The organism is Caulobacter mirabilis (assembly GCF_002749615.1).
In the GTDB taxonomy this organism is placed as follows: domain Bacteria; phylum Pseudomonadota; class Alphaproteobacteria; order Caulobacterales; family Caulobacteraceae; genus Caulobacter; species Caulobacter mirabilis.
The window spans coordinates 586,991-613,279 of the sequence record NZ_CP024201.1; the positions used below are offsets into that span (position 1 = coordinate 586,991).

Genomic DNA, 26,289 nt, shown 5'->3' on the forward strand with positions numbered 1-26,289 from the left:
AAGGGCGTGGTCAATGGACCTGGACGCGGAACTGCTGGCTCGGCTGCGGTTCGCCTTCGTCACGGCGACGCTGGGTCTTGCGATGGGAACTGGCGCGCTCGCGATGATCCTCGAGGCGATGTGGCTGGCCACGCGCCGTCTGGTGTTTCGCGACCTCTACCGATTCTGGATCCGGATCTTCGGCCTCGCCTTCGCCCTCGGCCTTTTCGCGGGGCTGATCTCGCCCCACGCCGGGGTCCTGCTCGACCGGGGCCTGGTGGCCGGCTTCGCTCTTCAGGCCGGCGGGCTCGGCGTGACCCTGGCGGGCTGGCGAGGCACGGGTTCGCGGCTGCATTTCACGGCGACCTCGATCGCGGCGACGGGAGCCTTCCTTGCGGCGTTCTGCGTGCTGCCCGCCTACGGCTGGTTTCATGACATCGCGCCCGGAGCCGTCCTGCCGCCCAACTTCGCGGCGCGGTTCGTCCATCTGACGCTGGCCTCGTTCCTGGCCACGGCGCTGCTGCTGGGCGCGATCAGCGCCCGGACGCTTCTCGCCGATCCGCTGCGACCCGCCGCGCGCATGGGCCTGCGCATGCGGTCGGGGTGTTCGCCATCGTGGCGCCGCTGCAGGTCATCGCCGGTCAGAGCTTTCGTGAGATAGTGCTGCGGAATCGGGACGGCCATTTCTGGGACCTGGAAGCGCTGACCAGCCTGTCTGGCGCGGCGTTCTGGGTGATGGTCCTCCTCGGTCTGGCGATGGGAGGCCTCTGCATCTGGAGCGTCGCGCTGGCCGCGCGGCGCAGGCTCGAGGCGTCCCGAGCCTATCTGAGGATCATGGTGGTGATGGGCCCGGCCGGGTTCGTCACCCTCGCCGCCGGGCTGGTGGCGGTGCTTCCGGAAGCGGGCGCGGAGGCCGCGGCGTCGGGATCGCTGGCGGCGAGCGCGACGCCCGCGGAGATGGGGCGGCTCGTGCTCCTCGTCGTCTATCTGGCCGCGATCGGCCTTGGCGCCATCCAGATCCTGAGGCTGGCGGGGCAGGGCCAGATCGAGGACGGGCGGGCCCCGGGGACGGGGGAGACCGCCAACGCCTTCGCCGCGCCGCTGGAGGAGGACGCCTCCCTGCTGCCGGTCCGGATCGTGCGTTTCACGGCCTTGCTGGTCGCCTGCGCCATGACCGCCGCGGCCGTCGCCTATGCGATCCGGGGCGTGCTGGTGTAGACGGCGCATATGACCGCCGACTGCCGCCTGTACCTGATCACCCCGCCGCGCCTGGACGACCTGGCCGCCTTCGGCCGCGACCTGGCCGCCGCGCTGGACGCCGGCGACGTCGCCGCCCTGCAGATCCGCCTCAAGGACGCTCCGGACGCGGTGATCGCCGCCGCCGTGGACGCCCTGACGCCGATCGCTCACGGCCGCGACGTGGCGGTGATCCTGAACGACCGGCCCGACCTGGCCGCGCGGCTGGGCTGCGACGGCGTCCATGTCGGGCAGAGCGACGCCAGCTACGCCGAGGCGCGGCGGCTCATGGGCCGAGACAAGATGGTCGGCGTGACCTGCCACGACAGCCGGCACCTGGCGATGGAGGCGGCCGAGGCCGGGGCGGACTACGTCGCCTTCGGCGCCTTCTTCCCGACCACGACCAAGGACGCCCCGACCCGCGCCGAGCCAGAGATCCTGACCATCTGGCAGGAGACGATGGAGGTTCCCTGCGTGGCGATCGGCGGGATCACCGCCGACAACGCCGCCATCGTGGCCAGGGCGGGCGCCGACTTCGCCGCCGTCAGCGCTGGCGTCTGGGCCCATCCGGACGGTCCGGCGACCGCGGTGAAGGCGCTGAACGCGGCGATTGCCGAGGGGCTGGCGGGACGCTGATCGCTAGGGCGAACGGTCGGGATCGGCGAGCTGCCGGGCCGTCTTTCGATGGACCCATCCGCCGACGGTCCAAAAGGCGACGCAGAACCCTAGCCACAGCAGACCGAACCCGAGGAATTTCAAGCTCTCGAGGCCTGCGTTCGGTTGTTTCAGGATGTCGGGGAGCGATACGGCGCACAGGGCGATAAAGACCAGAGCGAGAAACACGGCCAGGCCCTGCATCAGGCGCGAAGCCGTCAGTAGATAGCCCTCGCTGAACGTCGGCCTTGCCACATTCTGTGAGGAGGATTCGTCGTGGCTCATGGCCCTGACCTTAGCAACGGAAGCCCCGCCTTGCTAACAGGCGGCCTGATCGCTAGTTTCCGCGCCCAATTTCCAGCCCCACACCGGCGAAAACATCCTCATGGCTAAGATCAACGGCAACACCATCAAGCCCGGCATGGTGCTCCAGCACGACGGCGGACTCTGGGTCTGCGTGAAGGCCGCGCACGTGAAGCCCGGCAAGGGCGGCGCCTTCGCCCAGGTCGAGCTGAAGAACCTCATCGACGGCCGCAAGCTGAACGAGCGCTTCCGTTCGGACGACAAGGTCGAACGCGTGACGCTCGAACAGCGCGACCACACCTTCCTCTACGCCGAAGGCGAGATGCTGGTGTTCATGAACACCGAGAACTACGAGCAGATCACCCTGCACGAGGACTTCGTCGGCGAAGACCGCGTCCGCTTCCTGCAGGACGGCATGACCGTCGTGGTCGAGTTCCACGAAGAGCGCGCCATCGGCATCGAGCTGCCGGACCATGTGGTGCTGACCATCGTCGAGGCCGACGCCGTGGTGAACGGCCAGACCGCCTCTTCGTCCTACAAGCCCGCCAAGGCCGACAACGGCATGCGCATCCTGATCCCGCCCTACATGGAAGCGGGCGAGCGCGTCCTCGTCTCGACCGAGACCGGCGAATACGTCCGCCGCGCGGACTGATCCAGACATGACCGCTTCCTCGCTCATCACCTCCATGATCGACGCCGCCCGCAAGGCGGCGCGCGGTCTCGCGCGCGACTTCGGCGAGGTGACCGAGCTGCAGGTCTCCCGCAAGGGCGCGGCCGACTTCGTGTCCAACGCCGACCTCAAGGCCGAGCAGGTCCTGTTCGAGGCCCTGACCAAGCTGCGTCCGGGCTACGGCTTCCTGGGCGAGGAGCGGGGCTGGATCGAAGGCACCGACAAGACCCACCGCTGGATCGTCGATCCGCTGGACGGCACCACCAACTTCCTGCACGCGATCCCCCACTTCGCGGTCAACATCGCGCTGGAACGCGAGGGCCAGGTCGTCGCGGCGGTGACCTACAACCCGATCAGCCACGACATCTTCTGGGCCGAGAAGGGCCGGGGGACCTGGCTGGGCAACGAGAAGCGCCTGCGCGTCGCGGCCCGCAAGCATATGGACGAGGCGCTGCTGGCCACGGGCATCCCGTTCCTGGGCGTCCCCGGCCACGGCCAGTTCCTGAAGGAGCTGCACCAGATCAGCCAGCGCGTCGCCGGCGTCCGCCGCTATGGCGCCGCCGCGCTGGACCTGGCCTGGGTCGCGGCCGGCCGCTTCGACGGCTTCTGGGAGCGGGGCCTGAAGCCCTGGGACACCGCGGCGGGTCTGCTGATGGTCTCCGAGGCCGGCGGCAAGGTCACCGACCTGAACGGCGATCCCTACGTTCCCGGCGCTGGAAGCATCCTGGCCGCGAATCTGGAGCTGCACCCGCAGATCCTCGAGAAGCTGGACGCGGCGGGTTAACGCCGTGGGGACATGCACCGACGGTGCGTGTCCCCGTATCTGCCGGCTTTGTCAGGGGACGCGCACCCGCGGTGCATGTCCCCGACAGCTTCAGGCCTTCGCGGGCAACAGGATGCTCGCGACCATGCCCAGCACGGCCGTGACGAAGGCCATCCCGACCAGCAGGGTCAGCACCCCGATCCCGAAGTTGCCGGCGTTGGTCGCCGCTGGCTCGACCAGCTTGCCGAAGAAGCTGCTGTACAGCATGCCCGCGTTGGCGCCCCACCCGGCCGCGAACAGGGCGCGGGTGCGCACATCCGCCGACCGCACCAGCCAGGCCCCGAGCAGCAGCAGTCCGGCGATCCAGTAGTCGTCGACCACGAACAGCCAGTGGCGGTCCGCGCCCCAGCTGCGATAGGTCTCGCCCGCGATGAGCGACAGGCCGTGGATCACGGCGATGATCCGCAGGATGAGCATTGTATCGTCCTCCCCAGGCCAGGGTAATCACGATGCGCGTCGCAGGAAAACCGCCTCGGCCTTGACGAGCCCGTCACATCGCGCGGCTAGGTCCGGAGAATGGACATGACCCGTCGCACCTTCGCCGTCGCCGGCCTCGCCCTGGTCGCCGCCACGCCCGCCCTGGCCCGGACCTCCCGGCCCATCGTCATCGCCCACCGCGGGGCGAGCGGCGAGCGGCCGGAGCACACCGCGATGGCCTACCGGCTGGCCATCGCCCAGGAGGCGGACTTCATCGAGCCGGACCTGGTGATCTCCAAGGACGGCCATCTGGTCGCGCGCCACGAGAACGAGATCGGCGGCACGACCGACGTCGCCTCCAGGCCGGAGTTCGCCGCCCGCAGGACGGCCAAGGTGATCGACGGCCAGAAGATCGAGGGCTGGTTCACCGAGGACTTCACGCTCGCCGAGCTGAAGACTCTGCGCTGCCGCGAGCGGCTCCCGCAGTTGCGCCCCGACAACACGAAGTACGACGGCCAGGAGGCCATCCCGACGTTCGACGAGGTGGTCGCCATCGCCAAGGCGGCCGGGGTCGGCGTCTATCCGGAGATGAAGCATCCCGCCCATTTCGCCTCGCTCGGCCTGCCGTTCGAGCCGCGCATGGCCGAGGCGCTGAAAGCCAACGGCCTGGACGACGCCGAGGCGAAGGTCTTCGTGCAATGCTTCGAGGTCGCGCCGCTGAAGATGCTGCGCGGCCTGACCCGCGCCAGACTGGTCCAGCTGGTCGACTCGGACGGCTCGCCCGCCGATGCGCCGCGGGTCCGCTATGCCGACATGGTGACGGCCGAAGGGCTGAAGGCGATCGCGGCCTACGCCGACGGCGTGGGGCCGGACCGGTCCTATGTCGTCCCGCAGGACGGCGAGCGGCTGCTGCCGGCGACGCGCCTGGTCGCCGACGCCCATGCCGTCGGCCTCAAGGTTCATCCGTGGACGGTGCGGGCCGAGAACTACTTCCTGCCGAAGTCGCTGCAGCGAGGCCTCGCCGTGCGGCCTGATCGGCCGCGGCTGCACGGGGACGTGGCGGCGCTGCTCAAGGCGCTCTATGACGCTGGAGTCGACGGCGTCTTCAGCGACTTCCCGGGCCTGGCCGTCGAAGCCCGGGAGCAATGGATGCGCAAATGATCCGTCGCCTGGCCGTCTCCCTGTTCGCCGCCGCCTCCGTGCTGGCCACGCCCGTGCTGGCCAAGTCGAGCCTGGACCCGATCGCCGAGCAGTATGTGAAGCTCAGCCTGCGGATCGGCGAGCATGAGGAAGGCTACATCGACGCCTTCTACGGTCCGGCCGAATGGCAGGCCGCCGCGAAGGGCGACAAGACCCCCTTGCCGAAGCTCCAGGCGGAGGTCGCCGCCCTGGAAGCCGCTCTGGCCGCGGCGGGCAAGCAGACGGACCCGATGGAGGCCCGGCGCGCCGAGTTTCTGCGCGGCCAGCTCAAGGCCGCCGAGACGCGGCTGCGGATGATGCAGGGCGAGAAGCTGAGCTTCGAGGACGAGGCCGAGGGCCTGTTCGGCGTCCGGCCCAAGCTGAAGCCGCTGGCGAGCTATGACCCCGTGCTGGCGGACATCGAGAAGCTGGTCCCCGGCGACGGGCCTCTGTGGCAGCGGGTAGACAGTTTCAACGAGCGGTTCGTCATTCCCGCCGACAAGCTGCGGCCCGTGTTCGACGCCGCCATCGCCGAATGCCGCAAGCGCACCGTCGCGCACATCAAGCTGCCGGCGAACGAGCGCTTCACCCTGGAGTTCGTCACCGGCAAGTCCTGGTCCGGCTACAACTGGTACAAGGGCGACGCCCACAGCCTGATCCAGGTGAACACCGACCTGCCGGTGCGCCTGAGCCGGGCCGTCGATCTGGGCTGCCACGAGGGCTACCCGGGGCACCACGTCTACAACCTGCTGCTCGAGGAGCACCTGTCCAAGGGCAAGGGCTGGGTCGAGTTCACCGTCTATCCGCTCTATTCGCCGCAGTCGCTGCTGGCCGAGGGCTCGGCCAACTACGGCATCGACCTGGCTTTCCCGGGCGAGGAGCGGCTGACGTTCGAGACCTCGGTGCTGTACCCGCTGGCCGGCCTGGACGCGCAGGACGCCGGCCGGTTCCTGGGGCTGCTGGAGGCCCAGAAGAAGCTCGCCGGCTCGCGCTTCACCATCGCCGCGGAGTACCTGTCCGGCCGTATCGACCGCGAGGCGGCGATCGCGCTGACCCAGAAGTATGGCCTGGTCTCGCGCAAGCGCGCCGAACAGACGGTCAGCTTCAGCGAGCAGTACCGCAGCTACGTCATCAACTACGGCCTGGGCCAGGACATGGTCCGCGAGCATGTCGAACGCGCCGGCCCCAGCCAGGCGGCCCGCTGGAAGCGCATGGAGCACCTGCTCAGCGAACCCACCGTCCCGGCGGATCTGGCGCAGTAGGCGGGGGGCGCACCGAGACGGGGGACACGCCCCTTCGGAGCCTGTCCCCGGCGTCTCGAAGGACGCAGGGTCGCATCCCCCAACCCCGTCATCCTCGCGCTCGTCGCGAGGACCCATGCGTGGCGCGTCCCACGTTCTGGCGCAACCTCCCAACCGCCCGTGTTCATGGGTGGTCGGAACAAGTCCGACCAGGATGAAGAGGGGATTTTCGCCGACGGCTCACAGCGAACAGCGTTCGCCTTTCCCTAGAAAGGCCGCTAGAGGGCGGTCCATGGCTAAACAGGAAATCTACGTCAGCACGGACATCGAAGCCGATGGTCCGATCCCCGGTCCGCATTCGATGCTCAGCTTCGGGTCCGCGGCCTATCTCGCCGACAAGACGCTGATCGCGACCTTCTCCGCCAACCTGGAGCCGCTGCCGGGCGCCGCGCCGCATCCCCGCACCCAGGCCTGGTGGGAACAGAACACCGAGGCCTTCGCCGCCGTGCAGATCGACCGCCAGGCGCCCGAGACGGCCATGCCGGCCTACGCCGCCTGGCTGAAGGCTCTGCCGGGCAAGCCGGTCTTCGTGGGCTTTCCGGCCTCCTACGATTTCATGTTCGTCTACTGGTACCTGATGCGGTTCGCCGGCGAGAGCCCGTTCTCCCACGCGGCGCTGGACATCAAGACCCTGGCGATGGTGGCGCTGAAGGGCGACTACCGCGACGCGGTGAAGCGCAACATGCCCAGGGCCTGGTTCGACCATCTGCCGCACACGCACGTCGCCCTGGACGACGCGATCGAGCAGGGCGCGCTGTTCTGCAACATCCTGGCTGAGGTGCGACGGTCGCAGGATTCGGCCGTCTAGCCCATCACCTTGCTCGGATGCACGCCGTCGACGTAGCCCATGAAGGGCGGGTGGATGGAGTAGCCGATCAGCTCCTGGGCCCGCTTGGGCAGGGTCCTGACCACGGCCGGCGGGACGGCCAGGCTCATGTTCTCCAGCTGTCGCGCCCAGCCGGCGCAGTACTGCGGCGTGATGATCAGGCGCGGCGCGTCGGAGCGGTTCGCGCCGCCGCGGTGCCACAGGTTGCCCTTGGCGATGGCCAGCGAGCCGGACGGCATGGTCAGCTTCACCGCGTCGGGTCGCGCGCCGGGGTCGCCGTCCTTCTCGAACGGGGTCTTGTTGGCGAAGGTGTCCAGGGTCAGGCCGCCGGCGACCTGGCTGTCCGACCACAGGTGGCTGCCGGGCAGGATCTCGGTCGCGCCGTTCAGCTCGGTGGTGTCGTCGATCGCCCAGAAGGCCGACAGGCCATAGGCCGGGCGCGGGCGGGGCGTGCCGACGGGGCTGTCGTCGGTGTGCCAGGGCTGAACCGTCTCCCCGGGATGCAGCTTGATCGCCAGACAGGCCGACAGCAGGCAGGTAGGGCCCAGATCCGCCTCGGCGAAGGCCAGGGGCAGGGGATGGATCGCCAGGTCCGCGAACACCGGCGACTTGGCCAGCATTGCGTAGACGCGATTGGTCTTGAACCCTTCGAAGTCGTTCCGGCCCGACTTGCCGCCGTCGAGATAGGGCGCCAGGGCGTCGCGGATCGCCTGTACCTCGGTCGGCGACAGGACGTTCTCGAAGATCAGGTAGCCGCGCTCGTCGTACTCGGCCTTGGCCTCGGCGAAGCTGCGGCCCTTCAGCCAGGGCGAGGCCCGGTCGATGGTGCTGGCGGCGGCGTCCATACGCGTCACTCCCTGGTCGCGCCTCTGGCGTCGGGCGCTTTCTTCCCATAGACTGAATTGAATTCAGTTCAGGAGTCAACGTGCCTGAGGCCTCGATCGTCGATCTGCCCGCCCCGCGCCGAGGCGGCGCCCGCCAGCGGCTGCTGACGGCCCTGACCGAAGCTCTGGTCGAAAGGGTAGGCGATTTCGAGATCGCCGACGTGGCGCGCCGGGCCAGCGTGTCGGTCGGGCTGGCCTATCACCACTTCGGCTCCAAGGCGGGCCTGCTGGCCGCTCTGATCGACGATTTCCACGACCGCCACGACGCCGTCGCGAACCAGCGGCTCGACGGCGCGCTGCCCTGGGCGGAGCGGGAGCGGGCCCGGCTCGAAGCCACCATCGTCTTCATGTACGCCGACCCGCTGGCCGCCGTGCTGATGGGGCCGCTGAGCGGCAGCGCCGAGGCTATGGCGGTCGAGGCCGCGCGCCGCCGGGCGATGGTCGAGCTGGCCGCCCACAACATCGCGCATGGCCAGCGGATGGGCTTCATCGACCCGGCGATCGATCCGACGCTTGCCGGCGCGGCGATCATGGGCGGCATCCGCCAGGCGGTGGCGACGGCGCTGTCCTCGCCGACTCCGCCGCCGAAGGAGCGGGTCATCGCCCAGATCTGGGCCTTCATCGCCGGCGGGCTGGGCCTGCCGACGGAGGACTCCCGGGACGGATAGTCCCGGGACAGGGCGGGACATTCGCGGACAATCAGCCCCTTAGGCCAAGGCTGAAGCCGCTTCGCTCCTGGCGTTTCGACGCAGGAGAATGGCGCCCCGCAGGCCCGTGATGAACAGCAGCAGCTCCGCGGCGCTCGCGATCCTGTTGAAGACCCGCTGCGCCAGCAGCTGCCCGCTCGGCGCGTCGTACGCGGCCTTGAACTCGGCCGGCAGAATGAAGTGCGCGGTGATCGTGGTGGCCAATCCAGCGAGGGCCAGGACGATCAGCAACGCCGGAATGAGCCGGGTCGGCTTCCGCCACTGGATGGCGCCGGCCAGCAGAAGGATCGCGGCCACCACCAACATCGAGGGCGTCAAAGGGGCCATGGCCGCGGCGGCCGGGGTTTCCATCAGTCGACTCGCGACGATCCCGACCACGATCTGGCCTGAGGCCAGGAAGGCTCCAACTGCCGCGGCCCTGGCGGCGGAGCGTTGCTCGGCGTCCGTCGGCAGCGGCAGAAGCGGATTGAGAAAGCGAAGTCGATTGATCATGGCGGTTCCCCCCCCCCTCGGCCGGAGCTTCGAGGAGTGGCCCCGGATCGTCAATCGGTTGATCTCTAAGCCGCCTCCACCCCGAATTGCAGCTGCGCCAGCCGGGCGTAGAGGCCGCCCTTCTTGACCAGGGCGGCGTGCTTGCCCTCCTCGACGACGCGGCCGTTCTCCATGACCACGATGCGGTCGGCGCGCAGGACGGTGGCCAGGCGGTGGGCGATGACCAGGGTGGTCCGCTCGCCCATGGCGTTCTCCAGGGCGTGCTGGACCAGGCGCTCGTTCTCGGCGTCCAGGGCGCTGGTGGCCTCGTCGAGCAGCAGGATCGGCGCGTCGCGGACCAGGGCGCGGGCGATGGCCAGGCGCTGCTTCTGGCCGCCGGACAGGGTCTTGGCGCGCTCGCCGACGGGGGTGTCGAAGCCCTGGGGCAGGGCCTGGATGAAGCCGTAGGCCTCGGCCGCGCGGGCGGCGGCGTGGACCTCCTCGATCGTGGCGTCCTCGCGACCGAAGCGGATGTTCTCCAGGGCCGAGCCCGAGAACAGCGCCGAGTCCTGGGCGACCAGCGACATGTGCGCGCGGACCTCCTCCGGATCAGCCTCGCGCAGGTCGACGCCGTCCAGGCGTATGCCGCCCTGCTGCGGGTCGTAGAAGCGCAACAGAAGGCGCAGGACGGTGCTCTTGCCGGCGCCGGAGGGGCCGACCAGGGCGACGGTCTCGCCCGACTTCACGGTCAGGTCGAAGCCGTTCAGGGCCGGCAGGTCGGGACGGCCGGGGTAGGCGAACACGACCTTCTCGAAGGCGATCTCGCCCTTGGCCGGCGTCGGCAGGGCCTTGGGCTGGGCCGGGGCGGCGATGCCCGGCTTGGCGTCGAGCAGCTCGGAGATGCGCAGCATGGCGCCGGAGGCCTTCTGGACCTCGCCCCAGACCTCTCCGAGGGTGCCGGCCGAGGAGGCGGCGATCACCGACAGGGTCACGAACTGCAGCAGCGTGCCCGGCGACATGCTTCCCGCCAACACGGCGTGCGCCGCCTGCCACAGGATCAGGCCGACGCCGCCGAAGGCCAGCACGATGACCATGGCGGTCATCAGGGCGCGTACGAACACCCGGCGCTTGGAGGTTCGGAAGGCCAGCTCCACCGCTTCGCCGAAGCGGTTGTCGGCGGTCTTCTCCCGGCCGAAGGCCTGCACCGTCTCCAGGGCGTCCAGGCTCTCGCCGGCGTAGCCCATGGCGTCGGCGAAGCGGTCCTGGGCGCTCGTCGACAGCTTGCGGACCCGGCGGCCGACCAGGAACATCGGCGCGATCACGACCGGCGCCAGCAGCATCACGAACAGGGTCAGCGTCGGCGACAGCGTGGCCAGCATGATCGTCGCCCCGATCAGCGACAGGGTGTTACGCAGCGCCACCGAGATCGAGGTGCCGACCAGATTCTCGACGATGGTGATGTCGGTGGTGATCCGCGACAGCACCTCGCCGGTGCGGGTCTTCAGGAAGTAGGAGGCGTCCAGGGTCAGCACATGGCGATAGACCGCCTTGCGCAGGTCGGCCACGACCCGCTCGCCCAGCACGGTGATGAAGAAGAAGCGGGCGGAGGTCGCCACGGCCAGCACCAGGATCACCGCCACCCCGCCGAGGAAGTAGAGGTTCAACGCCTGGGGCGAGGAGAATCCCTTGTCGGTGATCAGCTTGAGCGCGACGGTCAGGCCCAGGGTGGCGGCCGTCGAGAACAGCAGGAAGAAGGTCATCGCCGCGGCGTGGCGCCAGTGGCGGAGGATGAAGGGCAGCAGCCGGCCCAGGGTCCGCACGTCGCGGCTGCGCGGCCGCCGCTGGGCGTCCTCGGTCATGGCGGACAGCAGTTCCGCGCCGACGCCGGGGCGGCCGTCGGCCACGGCTGGGTTCGCGGAAGTATCACTCATCGGACGGGGCCCTTGCCTTTGACGCGCCCGTTCTGTATAGCCGCGCGTCTTCGACCGCACCGTCTTTCGGCGCCGGTCCCACACATTTTCCTCTCAGTCGGCTGGACCATCCGATGAAACAAGACACCCATCCCGACTACCACTTCATCACCGTGGTGATGACGGACGGCACCCAGTACCAAACGCGCTCGACCTACGGGAAGGAAGGCGCGGTGCTGAACCTCGACATCGACCCGAAGACGCACCCGGCCTGGACCGGCGGCAACGCCCACCTGCTGGACCGCGGCGGCCGCGTGTCGCGCTTCAACGCCAAGTTCGGCGCCTTCACCGGCAAGAAGTAGGCGTCAGCCGCTTCCACCGACACGAAAGGCCGGCCGCGTCCCTGCGGCCGGCCTTTTCGCGTTTGCGGCTCAGTGCGTGGTTCGAGACGCATCGCGATGCTCGCTCCTCACCATGACGACTGTGGGTTGATCCAACAGACTTCGTCATCCTGAGGAGCGATCCCTCAGGATCGCGTCTCGAAGGACGCACTGAGCGGGGGACATGCTCCCGAAGGGTGCGTGTCCCCGTTCGCACGGGTCGGGGGGACACGCACCGGCTTCGCCGGAGCATGTCCCCGCTGCGGGTTTTCGTGTCTGAGATTTGGTGCGCCCTTCGACACGGCGCTCCGCGCCTGCTCAGGACGACTAGCTCATAGTCATGGCGAGCAGCGGGCGCAGCCCGTGTATCGAGCCACGCAGTGCGCCTACAGCTCCAGACCCCCGAACGCGCCCTTCAGGCGGTCGAGCTGGGTCAGGACGGGATTGGGCGCGGCTTCCTCGGCCTCTTCGACATACATGCGGCGGTCCAGGTGGCGCACGCGGTCGTACAGGCGGCTGGAGCGGTCGAGCAGTTCCAGCAGGGCGAGCGGCAAATCGTGCAGGGCTTCGTTGTCGGAGCGATTCTCGTCGGTCTCGATCCGGTAGCGCTCGTCGCAGGCGGCCTCAGGCGCCATGTCGCCCTCGCGGACGGCGCGTTGGACCAGCAGCCAGGACGCGACCCGCATCAGCCGGGTGGTCAGGCGCATGCTCTCCGAGGCGTAGGCCAGGGCGGCGCTGCGGGACAGCAGCTTGGAATCCTGGCGTCCGCCGCCGTCGAGATAGGCGGCGGTCTCCTCGACCAGGTCCATGCCTTCCTGGAACGTCCGGTCGAACAATTCGGAGCGCGCGAAGTCGCTGATCACGTTCGCACGCCACGGCGCCGCGGCCGACGCACCAAAATCGCTCATGGACCCTATAGCCCCTTGCCTGAACCTTGCGGGACGAAGCTGCCCGCTCGACGGATCGGCTGCAACGGCCGTGCCAAGCGGTCAGTGTCCGGGCGCGCTCCCTGTCAGTTCTTGTCGAAGTTGAAGAAGGCGTCGGCGGCCGAGCGGCCGGCGCGTTTCTTCTCGATCTGCGCCTTGGTCCGGGCGACCTCGGCCTCGAGGATCTCGATGCGCTCTTCCAGTTCGGAAACCCCGTAGAGCTCCAGATCCTCGCGCGTCGCCTGCAGCAGAGCGTCGCCGCGCTGTCCGCGAGGGCCTGCCGGTTCTTCCAGCATCTGGGGGCCTCCCTATCGCCGTCGCCGTGTTTCACTTATCTGACGCCTGCCGGCGTTCAGGCGCAACCCTGCGGAGCTTACACCATGTCCGAGACGATGACCGCCATTGCGATCGAGGGCGGCAAGGGGCCCGCCGAGGCGCTTAAGCCGGCGACCCTGCCGATCCCGACGCCGGGCGAGGGCGAGATCCTGGTCCGGGTGAAGGCCGCGGGCGTGAACCGGCCGGACATCGTTCAGCGGCTGGGCGCCTATCCGCCGCCGCCGGGCGCGCCGGAGACCCTGGGCCTGGAGATCGCCGGCGAGGTCGTGGTCGGCGCCGGGCGCTGGAAGGCCGGGGATCTGGTCTGCGCCCTGGTTGGCGGGGGCGGCTACGCCGAGTACGCCGTGGTCGACGCCCGCCATGCCCTGCCGATCCCGCGGGGGCTGGACCTCGTCCACGCCGCCGCGCTGCCGGAGACGGTGTTCACGGTCTACGCCAACGTGTTCGAACACGGCGGACTGAAGACAGGCGAGACACTGCTGATCCACGGCGCGACGTCCGGCATCGGGACAACGGCGATCCAGATGGCCAAGGCGGCCGGCGCCAAGGTCATCGCCACCGGCCGCGGCGCCGACAAGGCGCGGCAGGCGCGCGACCTGGGCGCCGACGTGGCCATCGACACGACCGCCGAGGACTTCGCCGCCGTCGCCAAGGCCGGGGGCGGCGTCGACGTCGTGCTCGACATGGTCGGGGCGTCCTACTTCGACGGCAACCTCGACGCGCTGAAGCATCGGGGGCGCATCGTCTACATCGCGGCCCTGGGCGGCGGCGTGCTGAACGTGCCGGTGTTCCGGATCATGCAGAAGCAGGCGGTGATCACCGGCTCGACCCTGCGTCCGCGCTCCGCCGACGAGAAAGCCCGCCTGGCCGCCGAGATCGAGCGGGTGGTCTGGCCCTGGGTCGCCGCCGGCCAGGTGGCCTCGGTCGTCGACGCGACCTTCCCCCTGGCCGAAGCCGCCAAGGCGCACGCGCACCTGGAGGCCGGCGCGCATGTGGGCAAGGTGGTGCTGGTCGCGGACTAGAGGCGAGAGGACAAGGCGTGATGGCGCACGCGGGTCTGATGCTGATCGCGGTTCTGGCGCTGCCGGCGTCCTCGGCGGCGGGCCAGGCGTCGCCGCCTCCGCCGCGCTACGAAGCCTTCGACCCGGTCTTCTACTTTCGGTCCGGCGGGGTGGAGATCGATCCGCCGAACGAAGAGGCCTGGCGGAAGATCGAGAGCGCCATGAGCCGCGACGCGCCGGATTGGGTCGAGGTCACCGCCCATACCGACTCGGCGGGAACCCCGGAGGAGAACATGCAGCTGTCGGCCCGGCGGGGTCAGGCTGTCGCTCGGCGTCTGGCGGCGATCGGCGTCCGTCCCGCGGCGATCAGGATCGTCGCCTGCGGAGAGCATCACCTGGTCGTGGGGACGGGCGACGGCGTCGCCGAACCGCTGAATCGTCGCGCGACGGTGGACTGGGGAAGGGGCAAGAGGGAGCTGTGGACGGACCCGTCCTGCCGAGCTCTGGGGGCCGGGACCAACGGCCGCGATTGAACCTCGTTTCCTTTGTCCGTGATCGGCTCTATATGTGATTTCCAACACCCCGCCCGGCCGAAAGGCCGGGCGCCGTCGTATCTGGAGCACGACATGTCCGATCAAATCCTGATGCCGAAGGCGACCGCCGTCTGGCTGGTGGACAACACTTCGCTCACCTTCGAGCAGATCGCCGCCTTCTGCGGCCTGCACCCGCTGGAAGTCCGCGGCATCGCCGACGGCGAGGTGGCGCGCGACATCCGCGGCGCCGACCCGATCGCCAACGGCCAGCTGAGCCGTGAGGAACTGGACAAGGCCGCGGCCAGCCCGGCCTACCGCATGGTCGCGCAGAAGAGCCGTCACGCCGAGCTGCTGAAGCCGGTGAAGAAGGCGCCGCGCTACACGCCGGTGTCGCGCCGCCAGGACCGCCCCGACGCCATCAAGTGGTTCGTGACCCACCACCCGGAAGTCACCGACGCCCAGATCGCCAAGCTGCTCGGCACCACCAAGGCGACCATCGAGTCGGTCCGTGACCGCACGCACTGGAACAGCGCCAACATCAAGGCCGTCGATCCGGTGACCCTCGGCCTGACGACTCAGATCGACCTGGACGGCGTGGTCCGCAAGGCCGCCGACAAGAAGGCCAAGGACGACGCCAAGCGCGGCATCGTGCCGACCGACGAAAGCCTGCGTCCGGCCGCCGAGACGGTGGTCGAGGACGAGCCGGAGCACGAAACCGACGACTCGAACGTGTTCAGCAACTTCGGCGGCGCGGACGCCGACGACGAAGACTGATCCCGACCGAGGTCAGTGGAAGGAAGAAAAAGGGCGCTCCGGCCTGGCCGGGGCGCCCTTTCTCATTCAGTGAACCCGCATTCGCAGGTTCTCGATCTCTTCTTTCAGGCGGAGCTTCTGTCGCTTCAGCTCCTTCAGGCGGATGTCATCTGAAACCGGCCGGCTCATCTCGTCCTCGATCAACCGTTCCAGTGTCTGATGACGGTTGCCGAGTTCGCGAATGCGGGCATCCAGAGCCATACGATCGCCTCCTCTTCTAGGGCTGTTCGAGGAGTGAACACCCGCGACGCCGACGAGTCAGATCACATATCGTTGCACCGGGCCGCCACTTGATCGGCGCCTTTCCGTGACAGGGGCGACCGCGTTAGGAATGCGTATGGATGAAACTCCGCGACAAAGACTGGTGGTCGGGATCTCCGGCGCTTCGGGCGTGGCCTACGGCCTGCGCGCGCTGGCCGCTTGCCGCGACCTGGGCGTCGAGAGCCATCTGATCCTCTCCAAGGCGGCGGCCCTGACCCTCGCCCAGGAAACCAGGCTGACGGTGGCGGAGGTGTCGGCGAAGGCCGACGTGGTCCACAAGGTCGGGGATGTCGGGGCGGCGGTGTCGTCCGGTTCGTTCCGCACGCTGGGCATGCTGATCGCGCCTTGCTCGATCCGCACCATGAGCGAGATTTCGACCGGCGTGACCGCATCGCTGCTGACCCGGGCCGCCGATGTGACGCTGAAGGAGCGCCGGCCGCTGGTCTTGATGGTGCGCGAGACGCCGCTGCACCTGGGCCATCTGCGGACCATGGTCCGGCTGGCGGAGATGGGGGCGGTCATCGCCCCGCCGCTGCCGGCCTTCTACGCCGCCCCCCAGACGCTGGAGGAGATGGTCGACCAGTCGGTCGGGCGCTGTCTCGACCTGTTCGGCCTGAGCTGGGAGCCGGTGAAACGCTGGGGCGAGGATATCGCCCCGATCCTCGGCGGAGGGCTGTAGGCTTGAGTCTCTGGGACTGGACCCTCGAGGTCTATGCGCGGCCGGGCGTGCCGGAAGCGACGCTCGAGCTGCAGGACGAGCACGGCCTGAACACCTCGCTGCTGCTGTGGGCGGTCTGGGCCGATCCAGACCCCGACGCCCTGGCCAACGGCGTGCAGACGACCGTGCGCTGGGACGAGACCGTGCTCTGGCCGCTGCGCAACGTGCGGCGGACCCTGAAGACCGGAGGGCCGCCGTTTCCCGACGCGGCCCGGGAGGGTCTGCGCGAGGATGTGAAGGCGGCCGAGCTGAGGGCGGAGCGGGTGCTGATGGAGGCGCTCGAAACCCTGGCCGGCAAGGCTTCCGAGCCCGATGTGCTGGGCGCCCTGACCCGAGCGTCCTGGGCCTGGAACAGCGCTCCGCCGGGCGAAGCTCTGCGGCGCCTCGCGAAGGCCATGGCGTAGCGTCAACGGCGGCTGTATTTTCTGCGTCGTTTCGGGGAGGCCGTGTACATGAACGACGACGACGACGGGCTGATCGCGTTTCCCGACGTGGAACTGCGCGCCCGTCTCCTGCAGTTCCGGCAGCAGCACCAGGACCTCGATGCGGCCGTGGCGGCCCTTGAGGAGCAGCCGCAGCCGAACCAGCTCCAGATCGCGCGCCTGAAGAAGCAGAAGCTGGTCCTGAAGGATCAGATCAGCAAGCTCGAGGCCCAGCTGAAGCCGGACATCATCGCCTAGGGAGCGGGTCGGCGCCGGGCGGCCGCTCATTGCGTCCTTCGAGACGCTCGCCTAAGGGCTCGCTCCTCAGGACGACGAATTCAGAGCGCGTCATGGTGAGGAGCCGGGCCTCCGCCCGGCGTCTCGAACCACGCAAGATCGCCTTACCAGCTATCCACCCAGCGTCGCGCCGGCTTGCTGCGCGTCCGGCAGCTGTCCAGGCCGCGCAGGATCCAGCGGCGGGTGTCGGCCGGGTCGATGACCGCGTCGATCTCCAGGGCCGCGGCCATGCTGGTCGCCTTGCCGGCGGCGTAGAGCCGGCCGACCAGCTGGTCGAACAGCGCCTTGTTCTTTTCCGGATCGGTCTCGGCCGCCAGCTCCTTGCTGTAGCCGAGGCGGACGGCGCCCTCGAGGCCCATGCCGCCGAACTCGCCGGTCGGCCAGCTGGCGATGAAGAAGGGCGAATGGAAGCCGCCGCCGGCCATCGCCTGGGCGCCCAGGCCGTAGCCCTTGCGCAGCACGATGGTGAAGAGCGGCGTCCCCAGCTTGGCGCCGGCGATGAACATGCGGCTGACGCGGCGCACGGCGCCGGCGGCCTCGCTGTCGGGCCCCACCATGAAGCCGGGCGTGTCGCACAGGCTCAGCACCGGCAGGTCGAAGGCGTCGCACAGCTGCAGGAACCGGGCGGCCTTCTCGGCGCCGTCGCAGTCGATGGCCCCGCCCAGGTGACGCGGGTCGTTGGCGATCAGGCCCAGCGGTCGACCCTCGATCCGCACGAAGCCGGTGATCATCCCCGGCGCGAAGCCCCGGCGCAGCTCCAGGAACGAACCGGCGTCGACCAGGGCCTCGATCAGCGGCCGGATGTCGTAGACTCGCAGGCGGTTCTCGGGAATCGACTGGCGCAGCAAGCGCTGGTCGGCGGACGCCCAGTCCGTGACCTTGCCTTGGAAGGTCGACATCGCCTTCTTGGCCAGGGCGGTGGCTTCCGCCTCGTCCTCGGCCAGGATGTCGATGACGCCGTTGCCCCACTGCACGTCGCTGGGGCCGATGTCCTCGGGCTTGAACACGCCGAGGCCGCCGCCCTCGACCATGGCCGGTCCGCCCATGCCCAGGTTCGAATCCTTGGTGGCGATGATGATCTCGGACAGGCCCGCGATGGCGGCGTTGCCGGCGAAGCAGCGGCCGGCGACGACGGCGATCTTGGGGACCTCGCCGGAGAGCTGGGCGAACTTGCCGAAGGTGGTGACGTCCAGCCCGGCCACGCCCGTGCCGTCGGTGTCGCCCGGACGGCCCCCGCCGCCCTCGGCGTACCAGACCACCGGCAGCTTCTGCTCCTCGATGACGTGCAGAAGCCGGTCGGTCTTCTTGTGGTTCATATGGCCCTGGGTGCCGGCCAGGACGGTGAAGTCGTAGCTGAGGGCCGCGACGCGGGTCCGGTCCGGCGGGAACAGGGCGCCGTTGATCGCGCCGACCCCGGCGATCAGGCCGTCGGCCGGCGTGGCCTTGATCAGGTCCTCGACCGTCCGGCGGCGGCGCTGGGCGGCGATGGTCAGCGCGCCGTACTCGATGAAGCTGCCCGGATCGAGCAGGTCTTCGATGTTCTCGCGCGCCGTGCGGTGGCCCGTCCGGCGACGCTTGGCGACCGCCTCGGGGCGGTTCTCGTCCAGCGTGAAGCCATGGCGATCGATGACTTCCTGCAGGTCGGGCCGGATATGGTCGAGGTCGACCGCGACCTCCGTCGCCGCGACGGCCTCGCCGGCCTCGCCGGCCTCGGCGGGTTCGAGGAACAGGATCGGCTGTCCCTTGAGCAGGGTCTCGCCCTTGTGCGCGGCCAGGCGCAGGACGCGGCCGCCCTCGGTCGCCGAGACGACGTGCTCCATCTTCATCGCTTCGAGGATGGCGACCGTCTGGCCGGGCCGGACCAGGTCGCCCTCGGCCACCTCGATGGTTCCGACCGTCGCCTGCAGCGGGGCCACGACCTCGGCCGCGCCGTCGAGATGTTCAAACGCGGGCGCGGCGGGATCGGCCGGATTCTCGCCGTCCGCCGTCGTCTCCGGCGCGAAGGTGGCGGCGACTTCCAGCAGCCTGGCCAGGTTGTCTTCCAGGAAGCGGGTGGTGACCGCGCCCTTCAGCACCGCCGGCTGCTCCAGGATCGCCCGCAGCAGGTCGGCGTTGCTCTGGACGCCTTCCAGGCGGAACTCGGCCAGGGCCCGGTCGGTGCGGCGGCAGGCGGCTTCCATCGTCGGGCCGCGGCCGATCACCTTGGCCAGCAGGCTGTCGTAGGCGGGGCTGGTGACGTAGCCGCCGTAACCGAAGCCGTCGACGCGGACGCCGGGGCCGCTGGGCGGCTCGTAGGCGGTCAGGCGGCCGCCGCCCGGCTGGGTCGCGCCGTCGGCGGTCAGGGTCTCCAGATTCACACGGGCTTGAACCGCGAAGCCGCGCGCCGGCGGCGTTTCGGCCAGGCCGACCTGGCTCAGGGTGCGGCCGGCGGCCAGCTCGATCTGGGCGCGGACCAGGTCGACGCCGGCGACCTCCTCGGTGACGGTGTGTTCGACTTGGAGACGGGCGTTGGTCTCGATGAAGGCGAAGCCGCCCTTGCCGTCGACCAGGAACTCGACCGTGGCCAGGGTGCGCAGCTTGGCGGCGGCGCACAGGCGTTCGGCGGCCTCGTGCAGCGACTTGCGCAAGGCGTCGGGCAGGATGGCCGGGGCGCTCTCGACCAGCTTCTGGTTGCGGCGCTGGACCGAGCAGTCGCGGTCGCCGACTGCCACGACGGCGCGGCCGTCGGCGGCGACCTGGACCTCGATATGGCGGGCCTGGTCGACCAGCCATTCGGCATAGACCTGGCCGTCGCCGAAGGCCGCCTGAGCCTCGCGCGAGCAGGCGGCGAGGGCGAACTCGATCTCGGCCTCGGTGCGGACCACGCGCATGCCGCGCCCGCCGCCGCCGGCCACCGCCTTGAGCATCATCGGGCCGTTCTTCTTGAAGAAGGCCTTGGCGCCGGCCAGATCGATCGGCCCCGTGCCGGCCAGCACCGGAACCTTGGCCTTGGCCGCCAGGGCGCGGGCCTTGGCCTTGTCGCCGAAGGTCTCCAGCGCCTCCGCCGAGGGGCCGATGAAGGCGATCTTGGCCTTGGCGCAGGCGCGGGCGAAGGCGGCGTTCTCGGACAGGAAGCCGTAGCCGGGGTGGATGGCGTCGCACTTGGCCGCCTTGGCCGCGGCGATCACCGCGTCGATGTCGAGATAGACCTTGGGGCCCGAGCCGCGCAGCGCCACCGCGTCGTCGGCCGCCCTGACGTGCAGCGAGGTCGCGTCGTCTTCGGCGTAGATCGCGACGCTGGCGACCCCCAGGTCGGCCGCCGCCCGGGCGATGCGGATGGCGATCTCGCCGCGGTTGGCGATGAGGATGCGCTTGAAACTCACGACATCGGTCTCCGAGTCATACGGTCGTTCGGTGAGGCACCATAACGGCAAGGCTTGACTCTCCAACCCCGCGGAGCGAGAACAAAAGTGGAACATTGGAGATCGTCATGCCGGGGTCGCGTCAGGCGCGTCTTACGGCCTTGAAAGGCCAGGTCGCCGCTCTCGAAGCGGGGACTCGGACTCCAACCTCCGTCTTGCCGTTCGGCGATCCGCGCGTCGACGACTGCCTGCCGGGCGGCGGCCTGCCGCTGGGCCGTTGGCACGAACTGGCGAGTGCGGGGATGGAGATCGAGACGGGCGCGGTCGCGGCGGGCTTCGCCGCGATGCTGGCCCGGTCGATGGCTGGCCAAGGCGCGGTGATCTGGGTGATGCGGCGCGACGATCTCTATGCGCCGGGGCTGGCCGGGCTGGGCCTGTCGGCGTCGCGGCTGATTCAGGTGAAGACCCCGGACGAGGTCCAGACCCTGATGGCGCTGGAGGACGCCCTGGGCTCGGCGGGCGTGGCCGCGGTGATCGGCGAGGTCGAGGACGTCGACCTGACCGCCGGACGACGGCTGCAGCTGGCCTGCGAGCGGCACGGCGCGACGGGATTGGTGATCCGCCGACGGCCCTGGGGGGGAACGGGGCGCAAGCCGGACACGGGCTCGGCGGCGGCCACCCGCTGGCGGGTCTCCGCCGCTCCCAGCGATCCGGTCGGCGAGCCCGGCCTGGGCCCGCCCCGCTGGCGGGCGGCGCTGGAGCGGAGCCGAGGCGGACGTCCCGGCGAATGGATATTCGAAGGGAGGCAGGAGGCCGACCATGACGCGCATCCTCTCCGTGTGGTTTCCGGACTGGCCGATCACGGCCTGGACGCGGCGAACGACCTGCCTGTCAGGCGACGGGCATGACCCTCTGGCGCTCCCTCCCCCTCGCGGGGAGGGCGGATCGGCGAACCGCAGGCGAAACGAGACAGGGGGGGCGAGCGGCGATCGCGGGTCAACGTCGAACGCCTCGCTCCACCCTGCTCCGCTGCGCGAACCTGTCCCTCCTCACGAAGGGAAGGGAGGGCGGCGCCCCCTCGCCCTGCTGACCACCGAGGCGGGCGTCCGTCGTCTCTACGCCGTGGACGCGGCGGCGCGGGCGGTCGGGCTCTTTGCGGGTCAGAAGGCGACCGACGCGGCGGCGCTGGTTCCGGAGCTGCGCGCCGAGGAGGCCGATCCGCCCGCCGACGTTCAGGCGCTGGAGGCCGTCAGCGACTGGTGCGTCCGCTACTCGCCGGCCGTGGCGGTGGACGGCGTCGACGGGCTGTTCCTCGACATCACCGGCGTCTCGCACCTGTGGGGCGGCGAGGCGGCCATGGCCGACGATCTGCTGGCCCGGCTGGCGACGAACGGCATTCCCGCCCGCGCGGCCGTCGCCGACACGGCCGGCGCGGCCTGGGCCCTGGCGCGTTTCGGCGGGGAGGGGCGGGTCATCGCCGATCCGGGCGGACAGGCCCCGCGGTTGGCCCCGCTGCCGATCACGGCGTTGCGGCTGGACGAGGTCTCGGCGGCGCAGCTGCCGCGGCTGGGCCTGACCCGCATCGAGCGGCTGCTCGGCCTCCCGCGGGCGCAGTTGACCCGGCGGTTCGGGCCCATGGTGCTGCGCCGGTTGGACCAGGCCCTGGGCCGGGCCGAGGAAGCCCTGACCTTCCGGCGGCCGCCGACGCCCTGGTTCGATCGCCTGACCTTCGCCGAGCCGATCAGCGTCCTCGACGACCTGGTCCGCGCCGCCGGGGACATCACCGAGCGGCTCTGTCGGCGGCTGCAGGTCGAAGGGCGGGGCGCACGGAGGTTCGAGCTGACCTTCCACCGCCTCGACGGCAAGGCCTTCCCGACCCAGGCGGGCCTGTCGCTGGCGGGACGCGACGCCCGTGTTCTGACCCGGCTGTTCGCGCCCAAGCTGGAAATGATCGATCCCGGCTTCGGCATCGAGGTGGTCACGCTGTCCGCCGGCGGGGTCGAGAGGCTGTCGGCCGCCCAGGGCAGTCTCGATTCCAGCCGCGCGGCCCTGGCCGAGGAGGAGGTGGCCGCCCTGGTCGATCGCCTGGCCAATCGCCTGGGAGAAAGCGCCGTCTGGCGCGCCGAAACCTTCGAGAGCCATGTGCCCGAACGCGCCGTTCATCCCGCGTCGGCGGTCGGGCCGGCGAGGCCCGACGGTTGGGATCCCGACAAGCCGCGGCCGATCCGCCTGTTCCCGCATCCCGAGGCGATCGCCGCCGTCGCCGAGCTGCCCGACGAACCGCCGGTCGCCTTCACCTGGCGCGGCCGTCGCCACCGGGTGAAGCGCGCCGAGGGACCCGAGCGCATCGCCGAGGAATGGTGGCGCAAGCCGATCGACAAGGTCGGTCCTGCTTTCGTGCGCGACTACTACCGGGTCGAGGACGACACGGGCGCGCGGTTCTGGCTGTTCCGCGCGGGCCTCTATGGCGACCCCGAGACGCCGCCGCGCTGGTGGCTGCACGGAGTGTTCGCGTGAGGACCTTCTGGCTCCGCTTGAGGGGAGATGATGCTCGGGGGCGGCCGTCGTGACCCGTTACGTCGAGCTCCAGGCCACGACCAACTATAGCTTCCTGCGCGGGGCCTCGCAGCCGGGCGAGCTGGCGGCGACGGCGCATGCGCTGGGGATCGAGGCCCTGGGGATCACCGACCGCAACAGCCTGGCCGGAGTGGTGCGGGCCTGGGCCAAGGCCAAGGCGCTGGGAGCCCGCAGCCTGACCGGTTGTCGGCTCGACTTCGACGATGGGACGCCCAGCCTGCTCTGCTACCCCTCCGACCGGGAGGCCTACGCCCGCCTGACCAAACTGCTGACCATCGGACAAAGCGGGGCGGAGAAAGGCGACTGCATCCTGTTCCGCCAGGATTTCCTCGACCACTCCGAGGGGCAGCTGGTCCTGATCGCGCCGCCGGCCCGGCTCGACGCCGCCTTTGAAGAGCATGTCGTGCGGCTGCGCGGCGAGCTGGGCGACCGCGTCTGGCTGGCCGCGTCGCGAGGTTACGCCGCCCAGGACGCCAAGCGGCTGCACCAGCTGGCGGCGCTGTCGGACCGAACGCTGACGCCGATGGTCGCCACCGGCGACGTTCTCTACCACGGCCCTGAACGTCGGCCGCTGCAGGATGTCCTGACCTGCATCCGTGAAGGGTGCACGATCGCGGAAGCCGGCTTCCGGCTGGAGGCCAACGCCGAACGGCATCTGAAGTCGCCCGAGGAGATGGCCCGCCTGTTCAAGGCTTGGCCCGGCGTCGTGGAACGCTCCGTCGAGATCGCCGACCGGATCGCCTTCGATCTGGGCAAGCTGAAAGAGGAGTATCCGGACGAGCCGGTGCCGCCGGGCAAGACGGCGATCCAGCACCTGCGCGACCTGGCCTTCGCCGGCGCCCGGAGCCGCTACCCGAAAAGTCGCTACCCCGACGGCGTCCCGACCAAGGTCGTGAAGAACCTGCGGATGGAGCTGAAGCTGATCCGCAAGATGGACTACCCCAACTACTTCATCACCGTGCACGATATCGTCGCCGAGGCGCGACGGATGGGCATCCTGTGCCAGGGGCGGGGATCGGCGGCCAACTCGTCGGTCTGCTACTGCCTGGGCGTCACGGCTATCGACCCGACCAAGCACCGGCTGCTGTTCACCCGCTTCATTTCCGAGAACCGCGGCGAGCCGCCCGACATCGACGTCGACTTCGAGCACGAGCGGCGCGAGGAGGTGATGCAGTACGTCTACCGGCGCTACGGACGGCACAAGGCGGCGATCTGCGCCACGGTCATCCACTATCGGCCGCGCAGCGCCATCCGCGAGGTCGGCAAGGTGTTGGGCCTGACCGAGGACATCACCGCCGCGCTGGCCAACACGGTCTGGGGCAGCTGGGGCGGCGAGATCGCCGAGGACCATATCCGGCAGGTCGGGCTCGACCCGAAGAACTCCGAGATCCGGCGGGCCGTGGCGATCGCCACGGAGCTGCTGAACTTCCCCCGGCACCTGTCACAGCATGTCGGCGGCTTCGTGCTGACCAAGCGCCGGCTCGACGAGACCGTGCCGATCGGCAACGCCGCGATGGAGGATCGCACCTTCATCCAGTGGGACAAGGACGACATCGACGCCCTGGGGCTGATGAAGGTCGATGTGCTCGCCCTGGGCATGCTGACCGCCCTGCAGCGCGGCATGACCATGCTGCGTCAGGACCACGGCCAGCCGATCCGGGACCTGGTCGACATCCCGGAGGAGGAGAAGGGCGTCTACGACATGCTGTCGAAGGCCGACTCCCTGGGGGTGTTCCAGGTCGAGAGCCGGGCGCAGATGTCGATGCTGCCCAGGCTGCGGCCCGAGAAGTTCTATGACCTGGTGATCGAGGTCGCGATCGTCCGGCCGGGGCCGATCCAGGGGAAGATGGTCCACCCCTATCTGCGTCGCAAGCAGGGACTGGAAGACCCCGTCTATCCTTCGCCTCATCCTGACCACGGTCCGGCGGACGAACTGGAGCAGGTGTTGGGCAACACCCTCGGTGTGCCGCTTTTCCAGGAACAGGCGATGAGTTTGGCCATCGAGGCGGCCAAGTTCACGCCGGACGAGGCCGACGGCCTGCGCCGGGCGATGGCGACATTCCGCAATCTCGGCGACCCGGCGCAGTACCGTGGCCGTTTCGTCGGCGGCATGGTCGCGCGAGGCTACGAGCATGAGTTCGCCGAGCGCTGCTTCAAACAGATCGAGGGCTTCGGCTCCTACGGTTTCCCGGAGAGCCACGCCGCCAGCTTCGCCAAGCTGGTCTACGTCTCGGCCTGGATGAAATGGAAATGGCCAGATGTCTTCTGCGCCGCTCTGCTGAACTCCCAGCCGATGGGCTTCTACCAGCCGGCGCAACTGGTCCGGGACGCCCGCGACCATGGCGTCGAGGTCCGTGCGGTCGACCTGATGCATAGCGACTGGGACTGCACCCTGGAGCCGGCGGCCGATCCGGCGGCGACGCTCAAGGCGGTGCGGCTCGGCTTTCGCGAGATCAAGGGCTTGAAGAAGGACGAGATGAATCGCCTGGTCGCGGCGCGCGAGGCCGGGGGCCAGACCCTGCTCGACCTGGCGCGGGCGGCGCGGCTGCCGCGCCGGGCGCTGGAGCTGCTGGCCGAAGCCGACGCCTTCCGGTCGCTGGGCATGGACCGCCGGGCGGCGCTCTGGGCCGTCAAGGGCGAGGCGGCCGAGGTCGCGGCGGATCGGGACACGATGTTGGACGGCCTGCCGTTGTTCGAGGCCCCGGCGGCGCTGCCTCAGATGACCCTGCCGCAGCATGTGGCCGAGGACTACCGGACCACCGGCCTGTCCCTGAAGGCCCACCCCTGCGAATTCTACCGGCCGATGCTGGACGAGATGGGCTGCGTCCGGGCGAGCGACCTGCCGAAGCTGAAGAGTGGAACGCGGGTGTCGCTGGGCGGCCTGGTGCTGATCCGCCAGCGGCCGAGCACGGCCAAGGGCGTGGTCTTCGTCACCCTGGAGGACGAGACCGGGCCGGCCAACGCCGTGGTCTGGGAGGACGTCTTCAAGGCCAACCGGCGTGTGGCGATGAGCGCTTCCTTCATGGTGGTGCACGGGCGCATCCAGCGCGACCATGACGGGCGCAAGGAGGGCGAGGTCATCCATATCGTGGTGGAGCGGTTCACCGACCTCACCGCCGAACTCGGCCGCATGCGCGAGGAAGCGCGCCCGACCCGGCCCAGCGAAGAGGTCCGCACCCGGCTGGTTCGCAGCCGGGACTTCCACTAGGGCCGATCGGTATTTGTAGAAGCGTGCGGAAATTTACCCGAATGCCCTCGCGAAAGCGGGGGCCCAAGCCGCCTGTGCCGCTTCACCGCCGATGGCGGACTGGAATCTCAGCTTGG

At 69.8% G+C, this 26,289-nt stretch carries 28 protein-coding genes; 19 read left to right on the plus strand and 9 right to left on the minus strand.

The genetic code is table 11. From position 1 onward, the window contains the following. Nucleotides 1–13 precede the first annotated feature (13 nt). From CSW64_RS02905 to thiE, 3 genes are read left to right on the plus strand one after another with little or no spacing between them, the layout of a single operon-like run. On the plus strand, nt 14–640 hold the full coding sequence (locus CSW64_RS02905) for a cytochrome ubiquinol oxidase subunit I (protein WP_172448436.1): 627 nt from the start codon (nt 14–16) through the stop codon (nt 638–640). Continuing rightward, entirely contained in the window at nt 583–1,197 is a 615-nt protein-coding gene (locus CSW64_RS02910) for a cytochrome ubiquinol oxidase subunit I (RefSeq protein WP_150131315.1), read from the plus strand. Before CSW64_RS02905 ends, CSW64_RS02910 begins: the two co-directional genes overlap by 58 nt. A 9-nt stretch (nt 1,198–1,206) precedes the next feature. Continuing rightward, nucleotides 1,207–1,851: a thiamine phosphate synthase gene (thiE, locus tag CSW64_RS02915; RefSeq protein WP_099620697.1), complete on the plus strand. Its 645-nt coding sequence runs from the start codon at nt 1,207–1,209 to the stop codon at nt 1,849–1,851. A 3-nt stretch (nt 1,852–1,854) separates the two neighbouring features. Here the strand turns inward: thiE and CSW64_RS02920 are convergent, their stop codons facing one another. Continuing rightward, nucleotides 1,855–2,154 carry a hypothetical protein gene (locus CSW64_RS02920; protein WP_099620698.1) on the minus strand — a complete coding sequence of 100 codons (300 nt, stop codon included), beginning with the start codon at nt 2,152–2,154 and terminating at the stop codon, nt 1,855–1,857. Nucleotides 2,155–2,254: 100 nt separating this feature from the next. On the opposite strand from CSW64_RS02920, the gene efp reads away from it, so the two are divergent. Continuing rightward, a complete protein-coding gene (gene efp, locus CSW64_RS02925; protein WP_099620699.1) occupies nt 2,255–2,824 on the plus strand; it encodes an elongation factor P in 570 nt (189 codons plus the stop codon). Nucleotides 2,825–2,831: 7 nt separating this feature from the next. Beyond that, nucleotides 2,832–3,626, plus strand: a complete 795-nt coding sequence (locus CSW64_RS02930; protein ID WP_245863812.1) for an inositol monophosphatase family protein — start codon at nt 2,832–2,834, stop codon at nt 3,624–3,626. Nucleotides 3,627–3,716: 90 nt separating this feature from the next. On the opposite strand, the gene CSW64_RS02935 is transcribed toward CSW64_RS02930, so the two are convergent. Then, complete coding sequence (locus CSW64_RS02935) at nt 3,717–4,082, minus strand: hypothetical protein (protein ID WP_099620700.1); 366 nt, start codon at nt 4,080–4,082, stop codon at nt 3,717–3,719. A 99-nt stretch (nt 4,083–4,181) separates the two neighbouring features. Here CSW64_RS02935 and CSW64_RS02940 point away from each other — a divergent pair, with 99 nt between their 5' ends. The 3 genes from CSW64_RS02940 to CSW64_RS02950 all read left to right on the plus strand — a co-directional run bounded on the left by CSW64_RS02940 (nt 4,182) and on the right by CSW64_RS02950 (nt 7,370). After that, nucleotides 4,182–5,243 (plus strand): glycerophosphodiester phosphodiesterase, encoded by a 1,062-nt coding sequence (locus CSW64_RS02940; protein ID WP_099620701.1) that lies wholly within the window; start codon nt 4,182–4,184, stop codon nt 5,241–5,243. Further along, nucleotides 5,240–6,523 (plus strand): hypothetical protein, encoded by a 1,284-nt coding sequence (locus CSW64_RS02945; protein WP_099620702.1) that lies wholly within the window; start codon nt 5,240–5,242, stop codon nt 6,521–6,523. The genes CSW64_RS02940 and CSW64_RS02945 overlap by 4 nt, the downstream gene beginning before the upstream one ends. A 271-nt stretch (nt 6,524–6,794) precedes the next feature. After that, nucleotides 6,795–7,370, plus strand: a complete 576-nt coding sequence (locus CSW64_RS02950) for a 3'-5' exonuclease family protein (protein ID WP_099620703.1) — start codon at nt 6,795–6,797, stop codon at nt 7,368–7,370. Here CSW64_RS02950 and CSW64_RS02955 read toward each other — a convergent pair. Continuing rightward, nucleotides 7,367–8,233, minus strand: a complete 867-nt coding sequence (locus CSW64_RS02955) for a phytanoyl-CoA dioxygenase family protein (protein ID WP_099620704.1) — start codon at nt 8,231–8,233, stop codon at nt 7,367–7,369. The genes CSW64_RS02950 and CSW64_RS02955 overlap by 4 nt on opposite strands. A gap of 80 nt (nt 8,234–8,313) precedes the next feature. Between CSW64_RS02955 and CSW64_RS02960 the strand changes: the two genes are divergently transcribed. After that, nucleotides 8,314–8,940, plus strand: a complete 627-nt coding sequence (locus CSW64_RS02960; RefSeq protein WP_172448437.1) for a TetR/AcrR family transcriptional regulator — start codon at nt 8,314–8,316, stop codon at nt 8,938–8,940. A gap of 39 nt (nt 8,941–8,979) precedes the next feature. Here the strand turns inward: CSW64_RS02960 and CSW64_RS02965 are convergent, their stop codons facing one another. After that, on the minus strand, nt 8,980–9,471 hold the full coding sequence (locus CSW64_RS02965; RefSeq protein ID WP_099620706.1) for a hypothetical protein: 492 nt from the start codon (nt 9,469–9,471) through the stop codon (nt 8,980–8,982). A 65-nt stretch (nt 9,472–9,536) separates the two neighbouring features. Beyond that, nucleotides 9,537–11,381, minus strand: coding sequence for an ABC transporter transmembrane domain-containing protein (locus tag CSW64_RS02970; RefSeq protein WP_099620707.1), 1,845 nt, complete (start codon nt 11,379–11,381; stop codon nt 9,537–9,539). Between the two features lie 113 nt (nt 11,382–11,494). Between CSW64_RS02970 and rpmE the strand changes: the two genes are divergently transcribed. Next, nucleotides 11,495–11,722, plus strand: coding sequence for a 50S ribosomal protein L31 (gene rpmE / locus CSW64_RS02975; RefSeq protein ID WP_099620708.1), 228 nt, complete (start codon nt 11,495–11,497; stop codon nt 11,720–11,722). A 404-nt stretch (nt 11,723–12,126) separates the two neighbouring features. Here the strand turns inward: rpmE and rcdA are convergent, their stop codons facing one another. Together rcdA and CSW64_RS02985 are read right to left on the minus strand one after the other, a co-directional pair. Beyond that, complete coding sequence (rcdA, locus tag CSW64_RS02980; RefSeq protein ID WP_099620709.1) at nt 12,127–12,648, minus strand: protease adaptor protein RcdA; 522 nt, start codon at nt 12,646–12,648, stop codon at nt 12,127–12,129. A 104-nt stretch (nt 12,649–12,752) separates the two neighbouring features. Beyond that, nucleotides 12,753–12,962: a DUF1192 family protein gene (locus CSW64_RS02985; protein WP_099620710.1), complete on the minus strand. Its 210-nt coding sequence runs from the start codon at nt 12,960–12,962 to the stop codon at nt 12,753–12,755. Between the two features lie 84 nt (nt 12,963–13,046). Between CSW64_RS02985 and CSW64_RS02990 the strand changes: the two genes are divergently transcribed. The 3 genes from CSW64_RS02990 (at nt 13,047) to CSW64_RS03000 (ending at nt 15,310) form a co-directional block, all read left to right on the plus strand. Then, nucleotides 13,047–14,024 (plus strand): NAD(P)H-quinone oxidoreductase, encoded by a 978-nt coding sequence (locus CSW64_RS02990; protein WP_099620711.1) that lies wholly within the window; start codon nt 13,047–13,049, stop codon nt 14,022–14,024. Nucleotides 14,025–14,044: 20 nt separating this feature from the next. Beyond that, entirely contained in the window at nt 14,045–14,536 is a 492-nt protein-coding gene (locus tag CSW64_RS02995; protein WP_099620712.1) for an OmpA family protein, read from the plus strand. Between the two features lie 93 nt (nt 14,537–14,629). Then, on the plus strand, nt 14,630–15,310 hold the full coding sequence (locus CSW64_RS03000) for a DUF1013 domain-containing protein (protein WP_099620713.1): 681 nt from the start codon (nt 14,630–14,632) through the stop codon (nt 15,308–15,310). Between the two features lie 66 nt (nt 15,311–15,376). Here the strand turns inward: CSW64_RS03000 and CSW64_RS03005 are convergent, their stop codons facing one another. Further along, entirely contained in the window at nt 15,377–15,550 is a 174-nt protein-coding gene (locus CSW64_RS03005; protein WP_099620714.1) for a YdcH family protein, read from the minus strand. A gap of 136 nt (nt 15,551–15,686) precedes the next feature. On the opposite strand from CSW64_RS03005, the gene CSW64_RS03010 reads away from it, so the two are divergent. The 3 genes from CSW64_RS03010 to CSW64_RS03020 are packed head-to-tail and all read left to right on the plus strand — an operon-like array spanning nt 15,687 to nt 17,008. Beyond that, complete coding sequence (locus tag CSW64_RS03010; RefSeq protein ID WP_342745843.1) at nt 15,687–16,289, plus strand: UbiX family flavin prenyltransferase; 603 nt, start codon at nt 15,687–15,689, stop codon at nt 16,287–16,289. Nucleotides 16,290–16,291: 2 nt separating this feature from the next. Then, nucleotides 16,292–16,732 (plus strand): TIGR02444 family protein, encoded by a 441-nt coding sequence (locus CSW64_RS21910; RefSeq protein WP_172448438.1) that lies wholly within the window; start codon nt 16,292–16,294, stop codon nt 16,730–16,732. Nucleotides 16,733–16,780: 48 nt separating this feature from the next. After that, the gene (locus tag CSW64_RS03020; protein ID WP_099620716.1) at nt 16,781–17,008 is read left to right on the plus strand and encodes a YdcH family protein; all 228 of its coding nucleotides are present in this window, start codon (nt 16,781–16,783) and stop codon (nt 17,006–17,008) included. Between the two features lie 143 nt (nt 17,009–17,151). On the opposite strand, the gene CSW64_RS03025 is transcribed toward CSW64_RS03020, so the two are convergent. After that, nucleotides 17,152–20,409 carry an acetyl-CoA carboxylase family protein gene (locus tag CSW64_RS03025; protein WP_099620717.1) on the minus strand — a complete coding sequence of 1,086 codons (3,258 nt, stop codon included), beginning with the start codon at nt 20,407–20,409 and terminating at the stop codon, nt 17,152–17,154. Between the two features lie 107 nt (nt 20,410–20,516). Between CSW64_RS03025 and CSW64_RS03030 the strand changes: the two genes are divergently transcribed. The 3 genes from CSW64_RS03030 to CSW64_RS03040 are packed head-to-tail and all read left to right on the plus strand — an operon-like array spanning nt 20,517 to nt 26,173. Beyond that, complete coding sequence (locus tag CSW64_RS03030; RefSeq protein ID WP_099624089.1) at nt 20,517–21,296, plus strand: ImuA family protein; 780 nt, start codon at nt 20,517–20,519, stop codon at nt 21,294–21,296. Beyond that, nucleotides 21,208–22,905 carry a DUF6504 family protein gene (locus CSW64_RS03035; RefSeq protein ID WP_099620718.1) on the plus strand — a complete coding sequence of 566 codons (1,698 nt, stop codon included), beginning with the start codon at nt 21,208–21,210 and terminating at the stop codon, nt 22,903–22,905. The genes CSW64_RS03030 and CSW64_RS03035 overlap by 89 nt, the downstream gene beginning before the upstream one ends. Before the next feature lie 49 nt (nt 22,906–22,954). After that, nucleotides 22,955–26,173, plus strand: a complete 3,219-nt coding sequence (locus tag CSW64_RS03040) for an error-prone DNA polymerase (RefSeq protein WP_099620719.1) — start codon at nt 22,955–22,957, stop codon at nt 26,171–26,173. Nucleotides 26,174–26,289: the final 116 nt, after the last annotated feature.

Coding starts and splice junctions, on each gene's coding strand:
- CSW64_RS02995 (WP_099620712.1), top strand. CDS start 14,045: ATGGCGCACGCGGGTCTGATGCTGATCGCGGTTCTGGCGCTGCCGGCG.
- rcdA (WP_099620709.1), bottom strand. CDS start 12,648: ATGAGCGATTTTGGTGCGTCGGCCGCGGCGCCGTGGCGTGCGAACGTG.
- CSW64_RS03030 (WP_099624089.1), top strand. CDS start 20,517: ATGCCGGGGTCGCGTCAGGCGCGTCTTACGGCCTTGAAAGGCCAGGTC.
- CSW64_RS02940 (WP_099620701.1), top strand. CDS start 4,182: ATGGACATGACCCGTCGCACCTTCGCCGTCGCCGGCCTCGCCCTGGTC.
- CSW64_RS03000 (WP_099620713.1), top strand. CDS start 14,630: ATGTCCGATCAAATCCTGATGCCGAAGGCGACCGCCGTCTGGCTGGTG.
- thiE (WP_099620697.1), top strand. CDS start 1,207: ATGACCGCCGACTGCCGCCTGTACCTGATCACCCCGCCGCGCCTGGAC.
- efp (WP_099620699.1), top strand. CDS start 2,255: ATGGCTAAGATCAACGGCAACACCATCAAGCCCGGCATGGTGCTCCAG.
- CSW64_RS02905 (WP_172448436.1), top strand. CDS start 14: ATGGACCTGGACGCGGAACTGCTGGCTCGGCTGCGGTTCGCCTTCGTC.
- CSW64_RS02930 (WP_245863812.1), top strand. CDS start 2,832: ATGACCGCTTCCTCGCTCATCACCTCCATGATCGACGCCGCCCGCAAG.
- CSW64_RS03035 (WP_099620718.1), top strand. CDS start 21,208: ATGACGCGCATCCTCTCCGTGTGGTTTCCGGACTGGCCGATCACGGCC.
- CSW64_RS02945 (WP_099620702.1), top strand. CDS start 5,240: ATGATCCGTCGCCTGGCCGTCTCCCTGTTCGCCGCCGCCTCCGTGCTG.
- CSW64_RS02920 (WP_099620698.1), bottom strand. CDS start 2,154: ATGAGCCACGACGAATCCTCCTCACAGAATGTGGCAAGGCCGACGTTC.
- CSW64_RS02935 (WP_099620700.1), bottom strand. CDS start 4,082: ATGCTCATCCTGCGGATCATCGCCGTGATCCACGGCCTGTCGCTCATC.
- rpmE (WP_099620708.1), top strand. CDS start 11,495: ATGAAACAAGACACCCATCCCGACTACCACTTCATCACCGTGGTGATG.
- CSW64_RS03005 (WP_099620714.1), bottom strand. CDS start 15,550: ATGGCTCTGGATGCCCGCATTCGCGAACTCGGCAACCGTCATCAGACA.
- CSW64_RS02970 (WP_099620707.1), bottom strand. CDS start 11,381: ATGAGTGATACTTCCGCGAACCCAGCCGTGGCCGACGGCCGCCCCGGC.
- CSW64_RS02955 (WP_099620704.1), bottom strand. CDS start 8,233: ATGGACGCCGCCGCCAGCACCATCGACCGGGCCTCGCCCTGGCTGAAG.
- CSW64_RS03010 (WP_342745843.1), top strand. CDS start 15,687: ATGGATGAAACTCCGCGACAAAGACTGGTGGTCGGGATCTCCGGCGCT.
- CSW64_RS03020 (WP_099620716.1), top strand. CDS start 16,781: ATGAACGACGACGACGACGGGCTGATCGCGTTTCCCGACGTGGAACTG.
- CSW64_RS02985 (WP_099620710.1), bottom strand. CDS start 12,962: ATGCTGGAAGAACCGGCAGGCCCTCGCGGACAGCGCGGCGACGCTCTG.
- CSW64_RS02965 (WP_099620706.1), bottom strand. CDS start 9,471: ATGATCAATCGACTTCGCTTTCTCAATCCGCTTCTGCCGCTGCCGACG.
- CSW64_RS02950 (WP_099620703.1), top strand. CDS start 6,795: ATGGCTAAACAGGAAATCTACGTCAGCACGGACATCGAAGCCGATGGT.
- CSW64_RS02990 (WP_099620711.1), top strand. CDS start 13,047: ATGTCCGAGACGATGACCGCCATTGCGATCGAGGGCGGCAAGGGGCCC.